Genomic DNA, 9,198 nt, shown 5'->3' with positions numbered 1-9,198 from the left:
GTAAGTCCTGAGTGTCTGTTTCTGGCCGATTTCTGCCTTTGGCCAAAGGCAGCTCTGGGTCGATTTCTGCCCGTCGGTTACTTGCAAACAGACTCTCGGTTCCAAAGAGGGGACAAAAAACAAGGGCTCTCAAGAACGATCCTGCTGCGCAGACATATGTGCCTTCAGAAACCCGATAAACGCCGTTACTTTGGGCGACGGCAAATGCTCGCGGGCCGTCACGGCATTGAGATCCTGTGGCGGGCCGATCCACTCTGGCAATACCCGGTACAACCGGCCCGCCTCGACGTCAGCCTGCATGCTGTGATCCATGCCCAGGCTCAACCCTTCGCCGGCACACAGCGCATCGCGCAACAGTGCGGGGTCGTTGGCGATGATGGATGGCTCGACGAGATAATTGCGCAGCTTGGCGCCGGCTTGGCGCAGCGGCCAGACATAACCGGCGTCGCGCCGAGCCTGGTGCAGCACCAAGGTGCGGTGCTCGATGAGCGCGTCAGGTGTGGCCGGTTGCCCGTGGTGCTCGATGTACTGGGGCGCTGCGTAAATGCCTGTGGCGTAGCTGGCCAAACGGCGGGCCACCAGACTTGAGTCCGGCAAAACACCCAGGCGCAGTGCCACGTCTATCTCCTCCCCGACCAGATCCAGCGGTACGTGAGACGCCAGAATCTCTAGCTGAATCTCCGGATACGCCTGACGAAATCCAGAGATCAACGGTGAAAACCAACTGATCCCGAATGAATACGGCACCGTCACCCGCAACCAGCCCCGCGGACCATCGCGCAACTGATGCACCGCCCGCTCGGCGTGCTCCAAGGTGGCGGCAATCTCTTTGCACTGATCAAAATAAACCGCCCCAGCCTCGGTGAGGCTCAACTGGCGTGTGGTACGGCGCAGTAGCTGCACGCCAATGGCCTGTTCCAACTCGCGCACACGCCGGCTCACGGTGGTCTTCGGAGTCTGCAAGGCATGGGCAGCAGCGGTAAAACTGCCCAGACGCACCACGTGCACAAACACCATCGTGTCGTTCAAGTCCCTGATCATTGAGTCACATCCAGCAGGTTTGGGAGTGGAGCGCATTGTGCCACTCACGGCACATTTCATACCGCTTTTATGGGCTAATAAGCCACCCAGGTGCAACCTATTATTGGGCTTCTTAACTGGAGTTTCCTTCATGAATCTGAACGAATACGCATCCTATGACGGCATCGGCCTGGCCCGATTGGTGGCCGCTGGCGAAGTCAGCGCCACGGAACTGGCAGCCCTGGCGATTGACGCCGTGCAACGCGTCAACCCACAGATCAACGCGATCATCGAACATTGGTCACCCACGGTGACCAAGGGCACAGGGCCGCTCGCGGGCGTGCCCTTCCTCATCAAGGATTTGGCGATCACCTCGGCTGGTCGGCGCAATGAGCTGGGCAGCCGATTGGCCCAAGGTTTGGTGGCCGAGTCGGACTCCTACCTGATGCAGCGCTTCAACGCCGCGGGCCTCGCCACGCTGGGGCGCACCACCACACCGGAAATGGCCTTTAGCACGGAGACCGAGTCCACCCTTCAAGGGCCAACACGCAACCCGTGGGACGCCCGGCTATCGGCCGGCGGATCGAGCGGAGGTTCGGGTGCCGCAGTCGCCGCCGGTATCGTCCCGCTAGCCCACGCCACCGATGCAGCAGGCTCGATCCGTGTGCCCGCAGCCTTTAACGGTCTGGTCGGGCTCAAGCCCACCCGTGGCCGGAGCTCCCATGGCCCGTCGTTGGATGAAGTGTTTGCCGGCTTCGGCGTACAACTCGGCCTGTCGAGAACCGTCCGCGACAGCGCAGCATTGATGGACATCGTCCAGGGCCATGCGCCTGGCGACCCTTACTACACCGCCGCGCCGGTCGAGGGCTTTCTGGCACAGGTGGGACGCGATCCGGGACAGTTGCGTATCGGGCTGCTCGACACACCATGGAACGGCGCTCTGCTCGACCCCGAAATCGCCGATGCCACACACGCGGTGGCGCTGGAGCTGGAAGCACTTGGCCATAAGGTCGAGCGAGTGAACCCGCCGCTCGGTACCTCGTGGGAGTCCTTTGTAGAAGCCAATGCCAGCATCTGGTGCGCCGCCCTCGTGCGCTGGATTGATGGACTTGCAGCGGCCACCATGAGGCCCATTGACGTAAGCACCCTGGAACCCGCCACCTTAGCCTGCTACGCCTACGGCCAACAGTCCCGCGCAGTGGATTTCGCCGGCGCGCTTGAAATACGCAACCTCATCTCACGCAGCGTGGCTCACTGGTTCAACGACTTTGACGTGCTCTTGACCCCGACCTTGCCACGCTTGCCTCATGCCCTCGACACCTACAGTCTTGGTGCCGACACCATGGATGGGTTGCAATGGACCTCCCGAGTCTTCGAACACTCGCCCTTCACACCAGTGTTCAACGTCGCAGGTACTCCGGCGATCTCCTTGCCGTTGGGCATGTCTTGCGAGCATGGTTTACCGATAGGCATTCAATTTGCGTCACGGTTTGGGACTGAGGATACGCTGTTGCGGTTGGCGGGACAGTTGGAGCAGGCGCTGCCTTGGGATGAGCGTAGGCCGGGGATTTGGGTGGGTGATTATTGAGTTGTGGGGTGCTGAAGTGACTGGGTCGATCCCGGCTGGAGGGCATCGACTCAGGCCGCCGACGCGTCGTTAACCCCTCATACCAACTTCTGAGCGCAGCGGCTTTGGAAATTGGTAAAGCCATCGAGTGTAGAGAAATTGGCTACTTCGGGTCGTTGCCTGCTATTCGTAACAGGTTGCAATCGACCCTCAACGGTCGTACACATTTCTCGTCAGCGGCCATTCAGGCGAGCACTGGCGCCGCCGCTGCACTCGGGGCCTTACCTAGAGGCACATGATGCATCGCCTTCATCGGCCCTTGCGCCGGAAGGAGAACACGGTACCGCTGCAGCCGTTGTCGTCCCGCAGGTAGATGTCGAAGGTCTTGCCGACGACGGCGTAGCTGACCGTCACGACGCCCACGTCGTTGGACAGATAATTGCCCGACATCGCCGGCGCGAAATCGATCGCGTCGCGGGCGAGCAGGTAGAGATGCTCGTTATAGACGGTGGTGGCGGGCGACAGCGTCTTCAGGTGATCCTCCATTACACTGTTGAGGGGCTGGCTGATCTCGTACTCTATGCCAGCGTTGTGGGGCTGGCTGATCTCGTACTCTATGCCAGCGTTGTGGGGCTGGCTGATCTCGTACTGCATGCCAGCGTCGCGGTACGGGATCGACAGCAGCACCTTGCCATCGACGCTCAGGCGCGTGGCGAGCGAGGTGTCCAAAGTGACCGTCATGCTGTTGAGCCGGTGCAGGTCCCCGCGTGTCAGGCTCACGTCTGAGACCTCGCCGTGCCCATCCTCGACGACCGAGAAGTTCGATTTCCATCGGCCTTTGTCTCGCCACGACTCCCACACGCCGCTGGGGCAGCCCACGCCGCTGACGCTATCGAGCGCATAAGTGCCGATCGCCTGCGTGAGAATCTCGCGCTTCGAGCCAATGATGATTTCCGAGGTCTGATGCGCGTCAACGGGCAAGCGCCGGTCGCCACGGGCCGATGCCCAGTTGCCGTCGAGCGTGTCGCTGGCCACCTTGCCGGTGAAGGTGCCGGTGCGTTGGCCCGCACTCCCGAACTCGTTCATCGTAAAGGTCCCTGATGGGTCGATCTCGCCGCTCAGGTAGATATCATTGCGCTTGCCGGCATGGCGATAGCTTCCCGTCAGCCTGCCGTCGACATTCTTGAGATTCATCGTAAACGCATAGCGATCGCCGATGCGGCCCGCGAAGGTCTTGTGGAAGTACTGAGGGTCGGCCAGCGCCGTGGTGGCGGTCATCCAGGACAGAAGCACGGCGACGATCTGCAGGGCTGGACGAAACATGGAGAGCGCTCGGGATTGAAAGTGGCGCAATTGTGACACTCTGTGCCGATCGGTGACACGCGACCACGCGCGGAAATCGCTTGGCTGGAAGAATTCTCAGCCTAGTGATCGTCAGCAATTTCGGACCAGGCTTCGACGGACCGCTCCTGGCCGATTTCTGCCTGTCGCTACCGGCAGCTATAGGCTGTGAGCTGCCTGTCGAATTTGAATGCAACGGAAGCTGGACAAGCTCCCGTTTATTCTCATCACCGTTTCTTCAGCTTGTGCTCAACGAACCCCATTTCTGCTTTGATCGCCGTGATGGTGAGCTTTTGCATCGTGCTTTTTCCGGTTCCGGTATCCACGAGCTTGAGCACAGCAATCAGGTGGGCTTTTCTCGCTTTCAGATCTTCGAAAATTTGGGAGTTATTTTGCGTCGTTGTGTTCATGGCTTCGATCCATACGTGGCTTAAACAGCCCGCAAAGCAGGCTGTTTCAGGGTAGTCAGCAGTTACATCGACAGCAGGTCTTGCAGGCGATATTGGTTCCCACGAGCTGTCAGGTCCTGCCACTTCCAACTGCCAAAGTTTTCACCTTGCTCGGGGATGTCGAGCTTCATCAGCGAGGTTGGGTCCCGGCCGATCAGTCCGGCAGCGGCGTAAAGCTTACCGCCCACATCAAGAAGGGCCTGGGCGGCTTCATTCCATTTTTCCTCCAGGGCGTCGTGGGCGAGCTGTAAGGCTTTTTTCTCAATTTTTTGGTGTTCTACCTGAGCCTCGGTGATGTGTCGGTCAACGATGGCCAGCTCCTGCTCCAGGGCGGTGATGATCAACTGCTGACGACGATGTTGTTCGGTCGCGGCCGTCAGGTTTTTCGCCGCTTTCTGGGCATCGGTGCTAGCCGTTTTTTCGCCTTCGACGTCACCCCAGGCCACGGCCTGTGCGTACGCGGTGGCCGCCTGAGTCTCCGCTTGTCGTGCGTTTACCATCTCTGCCTCGGCCTGTTTGCGAATGTCCGCCAAGCGAGTGCTGAGGCTTTCCCGTTTGGCGTTGAGTTCCTGCTCATCTGCTTTCCAATTCGTCATGTCTTCAATGTGCGTGGACATCAAACTTTCCCGGTTGGCAAATGCCTCGCGACGAGCGAGTTTCTGATCCAGCTGGAAAAGCTGAAGGTCGATTGAGTCGATCTTTATTTTCCGACTGCTGATTTCATGCCTGACGTCGCTCTCGCGTCCTTGGCTGATGGTTTCCTCGCTGTGCAGCGCAGCTTCCCAATGCGGAAGTTCCGCTTTGATGGTTTGCACTTGATTGACCAAAGTGGCGCGTGTGTCTTTCAGTTGCTGAATAGCGTTCATGTGTTTTGTCCTGTGTAATTGGGTTGGGTTAGGAGTGGCTGGCGAGGCCGGTTTGGGCCGGCTTTACCTCAATCAGTAGGCTGACCGTTAAGCGGCCTGTGCCTCGCTCTCATCCGTTCCCGGTATCGTCTTCACCACATAACAACGCTGTAAGCCCAGGCCGGGTAAGCGCACGGCACAGGAGGCTTTGCCGTCGGGCCCCGGCTCAAGGACGCCACGGCGAATCAATTCCTTGTTCACCGCATTGATGTTCATGCCCTTGAACACTTCCGAACGCCATGCCTCGGGCAACACGTAGTAGGTGTTGGTGGTGTGCAGCGCGTCACCCAAACCGTGCTCCAACGACTTGCGAAAACCCAAGCGGTCGATGGTGCGAGGGCCATGCTCATCGATTTTCGCGGCAGCCGATTCCCATCGGGTGAAGCGGCTTTCGCCGAAGCGTTCAATGACTTGGCGCAGCCGTGCCAGAATCGCGTCACCTTCGAGATTGCCGGCGCCGCCGCGCTCGTTCATCCAGGCATTGAGGCACACTCGGGCCGCAGTGGTGGCCGCACCATCCGGCCAGCCGGTAATCCCCATCGCAGTGGCCAGCTCACCAGCGGCGGCAGCCAGACCGAAACGGGCCGCTGCTCGATGTGCCTGACCGCTGGCCGAGGCAGGGAGTGCCTTGGCGATAAAGCCTTCCAAGGTATGGCGCAGGATTGCCGACCAGCCATGCCGCTTGCCGGGCTCACAGAGGGCCGACAGGAAGGCTGTGAGTGGTGTGCCGTAGTACTTGGCTACGCGTGCCTTCAGTGCATCAGAGAGGGCGGTCGCATCATCAAAGCCGTTCAGCACATCGAACATGCCCAAGCCTTTACTGGCGTCCGCCGGCACCGCGAGCATGCGCATTTCCATGCCGGCTTTCAGTTCCTTGTTGGCTTCGGCCATATGCTGCGCCAAGGTCTTCTCGCCGGTTGAGAGAAACAGCAAACGCCACTCCTGCACCTGCCGGCCTGCTTGGCCTCGATCATTGGCGCGGGCCTTACCGGTGCCGTTGCCGAGCATGTACACCGTTTCGCCAATGATGCGCGGGTCGCACATGCCGATTTCATCCAGCACCAAGAGCCCGTCCGAGTGCGCGGCGGCGATGGATTCCAAGGCGTTGTCCGTCGAGCGCCAGGATCGCACCAGACGCGGCCCGCCGTAGATCGAGGCGGCCACCTGCAAATGGGTGGTCTTGCCGCCCGAGCTGTCGCCGTACAGGTGAAAACCGCCCGACTCATGGCCAAGCAGGTGCAACAGTGGACCGGCAAACGCCACGCTGGCCACAAACGCCAAGCGGTGATTGCCGATGCACAAGGCGCCGATCTGCTCCTGCCACTGTTCTAGGGTGCCGGCTTCGCTGATCGGCGGAAGCTGCGCGCCGGCCTCATAGAAGTGCAGGTGTTCCACATGTGAACCGATCTGTTGCTCAGGCAGCAGGAAGGCGCTGTCGTGCCAGCCCAAACGGGTGACCAGTCGTGCGCGCTGGGCACTGTCGAAGCCGCCGAGATAACTCTGTAGGTCATTGCGCGCATTGCGACCGGAGCGACTGCCGGCCAGACGTAAGCCCATGTCCACCAGTGGACCGAGTACGTCCTTGCCGAAGTCGCCGGTCATGGTCCGCGCCGGGATGTTCCAACGCTTCTTCGCTCCGTCCGGATCGTCGAACTCGACCAGCAAACCCCAGTTATGGCCTTGCGCATCACGGGTGCGCGCCAGAATCTCCAGCGGGGAGCACACCGGGCGGGCCTCGCCATCGTCACCGGAGTAAAACACGCCTTCGGCTGTCAGGCGAAAGCCACCGGGCAGCAGATCGTTTTTAGGTTTGGCGGCGCGCTTAGTCGCCGGCTTGACCTTGGCTTCGGGTGGTACATCCGATTTTTTCTCCGGCTCGACGCCAAACAACTCACCGCTGCGTTCCAGCTCGACGACGTGCGCTGCCGTCCAGCCTTTGGCCTGGGCATCGGCCGCATCGTCGCCGTCATCCCATTGACCACCCTTGGCAAAAGTCGGTTGCCCATTCTTGAGCGTGGGTTGGCGTTTGAACACGTCCAGAGCGATCACGCGCACCGACGCGGCGCCTATCTGCTGCAGGTGTTCGGCGACGGAAGCCATGCAGCCTTTACCGCTGACATCGTTGTCAGGCCACAGCACCACCGACCGGCCTTTGAGCGGTGTCAGGTCAGCCTTGTGCCAGGAATTTGAGCCGTTCGGCCAGCACGTGGCCACGTAGTTGGGCAGCAGCTGCGCCGCGGCGTCGGCGGCCTTTTCTCCTTCGCAGAGAATGACCGGTGCTTCTGCGCGTTGCGCCAGTTCATCCCGGCGCAGCAGAGGACGCGGATCCGGCAAACCCTGCCAACGCCATTGCTGGGTTTGACCGTCGGCACGCTGGCACCACGTCAAGGGGGCAAACACCTTGCGCGGTTTGCCGTCTTCATCGGGGCCCAAGTCGAAGCGATACAGCGCCATAACCGGCTGGCCTTGTGCGTCGCGATAGATCCAGACTTTCGACGGCACACCGTGTTGCCGGTGTTTGGCCGGGCACTTGTTCATGGCCTCGGTCGGGATCGGCTGAATGGCAATCCACTCAGGTGCTTTTGTCTTGGCGGGCGCTGGCTTCGCCTGGGCGGCGCCGGGCGATACTTTGAGCAGCTCCGCCAGCTTGTTGCAGGCGTCGACATCGCTGCCGCCATCCAGATAGCGCACCAGATCGATCAGGTCGCCGCCTTTGTCGCCAGTGGCAAAATCCGCCCAGGTGCCTTTGCTCAAATTAACCGTGAGCGAGCCGGCGCGCTTGTCGGCGCGGGTTGGATTGGGGGCGGTGTATTCCTTACCGCCGTCCACACGCTTGCCGTTGGGCAGCCAGTGAGTCAGCACACGATCAATGTTCTGTAACGCAACGGCTTTGACTTGAGCGAATGTAGGACGACGGGCATGAGCTGTAGGTGCATTCATACGCCACCGCCTTGGGCCAGTTGCAACCCGCTGGTCACGTCATCAATGATGGCTTTGGCCATCTCGCTCAGATAATGCGAAGCCCACACCATCGCGTCGTTGTCATTCTCCATCCCGCTCAGGAAAGTCAGCTTGTTCACACAGTCCATGAGTAGAGAAGCCTGCTCGAGCGCTTCTTCGCAGGAAATCCCAGCATTGATACGGAACAGGGGTTGGTTTTGAGCGTTGCACCGGGCAAACGTGGCGCCACCAACGGTATTAACCAAAGTGGAAGGGCTCATTAAGCGCCTCCATTGATGGCTAGGCGAGTGGAGGCGTCGGCGTGCAAAGCGAGGGTGCGGATCAGCCCCAGCGTCCCGCGAACGTCCCACAGGGCTGCGGCAATCACATGGTTGGCCAGACGCGGACCGTTGCACTCGAACTGGTCTTCAAGCAGCAAGAGCACGGAGTTGGCTCGCTCCACGGCACAGGTAATGGCATCAATCGGCACACCGGCTTCGGCGCCTTGGTGGACGCACAGCAGATCCTCGGGCAAGGCAAAATTCAGAGCGCCGTTCATTGGGCACCACCTGCTGCTTCGAGCGCACGAGCTTTGGCCATATGGGCATTGAAGCGGGCGAGACGTGTTGCGAGGCTGGAGTCGGCGTGTAAAGCGGCGAGAGCCATTGCCCGATGGGCAGCGGCGCGAATTTTGGATGGATTGAGGGCGTGCATGGGTGGAGCTCCTTCTTAAGTAGGAACTGCCACGGTTCGTCGCCAAACGAATTGGGGTGGCAGCTGTGCGCAGGTTGGCGAACCGGGTAAGAAGGAACCCGGCAGACCCGAAGGTCTCCCACGCACAGCCACCATAAAACAGGAATGCGGGCACAAAAAAAGCGCCTGCAATCGTAATGGGGGCGCCTGTGCGCCTTCTTAAACTCGGGTCGCCAAACCCGGTCGCTGAATTTGCAGCGACGGCCAGAGAGTAACGTCCCGA

9 protein-coding genes are annotated in these 9,198 nt (G+C 60.4%); 1 reads left to right on the top strand and 8 read right to left on the bottom strand.

All coding sequences use genetic code 11. The annotated features are described in order from the left end of the window. Positions 1-129: 129 nt before the first annotated feature. Positions 130-1,041 (bottom strand): LysR family transcriptional regulator, encoded by a 912-nt coding sequence (locus tag IC37_RS27040; RefSeq protein ID WP_095920392.1) that lies wholly within the window; start codon positions 1,039-1,041, stop codon positions 130-132. Between the two features lie 130 nt (positions 1,042-1,171). On the opposite strand from IC37_RS27040, the gene IC37_RS27035 reads away from it, so the two are divergent. Continuing rightward, positions 1,172-2,608, top strand: coding sequence for an amidase (locus IC37_RS27035; RefSeq protein WP_030131616.1), 1,437 nt, complete (start codon positions 1,172-1,174; stop codon positions 2,606-2,608). 288 nt (positions 2,609-2,896) lie between these two features. Here the strand turns inward: IC37_RS27035 and IC37_RS27030 are convergent, their stop codons facing one another. The 7 genes from IC37_RS27030 to IC37_RS30150 all read right to left on the bottom strand — a co-directional run bounded on the left by IC37_RS27030 (position 2,897) and on the right by IC37_RS30150 (position 8,936). Beyond that, complete coding sequence (locus IC37_RS27030; protein WP_030131615.1) at positions 2,897-3,910, bottom strand: hypothetical protein; 1,014 nt, start codon at positions 3,908-3,910, stop codon at positions 2,897-2,899. Between the two features lie 245 nt (positions 3,911-4,155). Next, a complete protein-coding gene (locus IC37_RS27025) occupies positions 4,156-4,338 on the bottom strand; it encodes a hypothetical protein (RefSeq protein ID WP_030131614.1) in 183 nt (60 codons plus the stop codon). 62 nt (positions 4,339-4,400) lie between these two features. Beyond that, complete coding sequence (locus IC37_RS27020) at positions 4,401-5,243, bottom strand: hypothetical protein (RefSeq protein ID WP_030131613.1); 843 nt, start codon at positions 5,241-5,243, stop codon at positions 4,401-4,403. Between the two features lie 87 nt (positions 5,244-5,330). Next, complete coding sequence (locus IC37_RS27015; protein ID WP_030131612.1) at positions 5,331-8,222, bottom strand: DUF927 domain-containing protein; 2,892 nt, start codon at positions 8,220-8,222, stop codon at positions 5,331-5,333. Continuing rightward, positions 8,219-8,503 (bottom strand): DUF3077 domain-containing protein, encoded by a 285-nt coding sequence (locus IC37_RS27010; protein ID WP_030131611.1) that lies wholly within the window; start codon positions 8,501-8,503, stop codon positions 8,219-8,221. Before IC37_RS27010 ends, IC37_RS27015 begins: the two co-directional genes overlap by 4 nt. Next, positions 8,503-8,781 (bottom strand): hypothetical protein, encoded by a 279-nt coding sequence (locus IC37_RS27005; RefSeq protein WP_030131610.1) that lies wholly within the window; start codon positions 8,779-8,781, stop codon positions 8,503-8,505. The genes IC37_RS27010 and IC37_RS27005 overlap by 1 nt, the downstream gene beginning before the upstream one ends. Further along, on the bottom strand, positions 8,778-8,936 hold the full coding sequence (locus IC37_RS30150; protein WP_177409431.1) for a hypothetical protein: 159 nt from the start codon (positions 8,934-8,936) through the stop codon (positions 8,778-8,780). The genes IC37_RS27005 and IC37_RS30150 overlap by 4 nt, the downstream gene beginning before the upstream one ends. Positions 8,937-9,198 lie beyond the last annotated feature (262 nt).

The organism is Pseudomonas sp. QTF5 (assembly GCF_000512695.2).
In the GTDB taxonomy this organism is placed as follows: Bacteria; Pseudomonadota; Gammaproteobacteria; order Pseudomonadales; family Pseudomonadaceae; genus Aquipseudomonas.
Note: the sequence above shows the minus strand (reverse complement) of the source record. Positions and strands in the feature narration are given on the sequence as shown.

Excerpts from the sequence above, each read along its gene's own strand:
- IC37_RS27005 (WP_030131610.1), bottom strand. The coding sequence starts at position 8,781 with ATGAACGGCGCTCTGAATTTTGCCTTGCCCGAGGATCTGCTGTGCGTC.
- IC37_RS27040 (WP_095920392.1), bottom strand. The coding sequence starts at position 1,041 with ATGATCAGGGACTTGAACGACACGATGGTGTTTGTGCACGTGGTGCGT.
- IC37_RS27020 (WP_030131613.1), bottom strand. The coding sequence starts at position 5,243 with ATGAACGCTATTCAGCAACTGAAAGACACACGCGCCACTTTGGTCAAT.
- IC37_RS30150 (WP_177409431.1), bottom strand. The coding sequence starts at position 8,936 with ATGCACGCCCTCAATCCATCCAAAATTCGCGCCGCTGCCCATCGGGCA.
- IC37_RS27030 (WP_030131615.1), bottom strand. The coding sequence starts at position 3,910 with ATGTTTCGTCCAGCCCTGCAGATCGTCGCCGTGCTTCTGTCCTGGATG.
- IC37_RS27035 (WP_030131616.1), top strand. The coding sequence starts at position 1,172 with ATGAATCTGAACGAATACGCATCCTATGACGGCATCGGCCTGGCCCGA.
- IC37_RS27015 (WP_030131612.1), bottom strand. The coding sequence starts at position 8,222 with ATGAATGCACCTACAGCTCATGCCCGTCGTCCTACATTCGCTCAAGTC.
- IC37_RS27025 (WP_030131614.1), bottom strand. The coding sequence starts at position 4,338 with ATGAACACAACGACGCAAAATAACTCCCAAATTTTCGAAGATCTGAAA.
- IC37_RS27010 (WP_030131611.1), bottom strand. The coding sequence starts at position 8,503 with ATGAGCCCTTCCACTTTGGTTAATACCGTTGGTGGCGCCACGTTTGCC.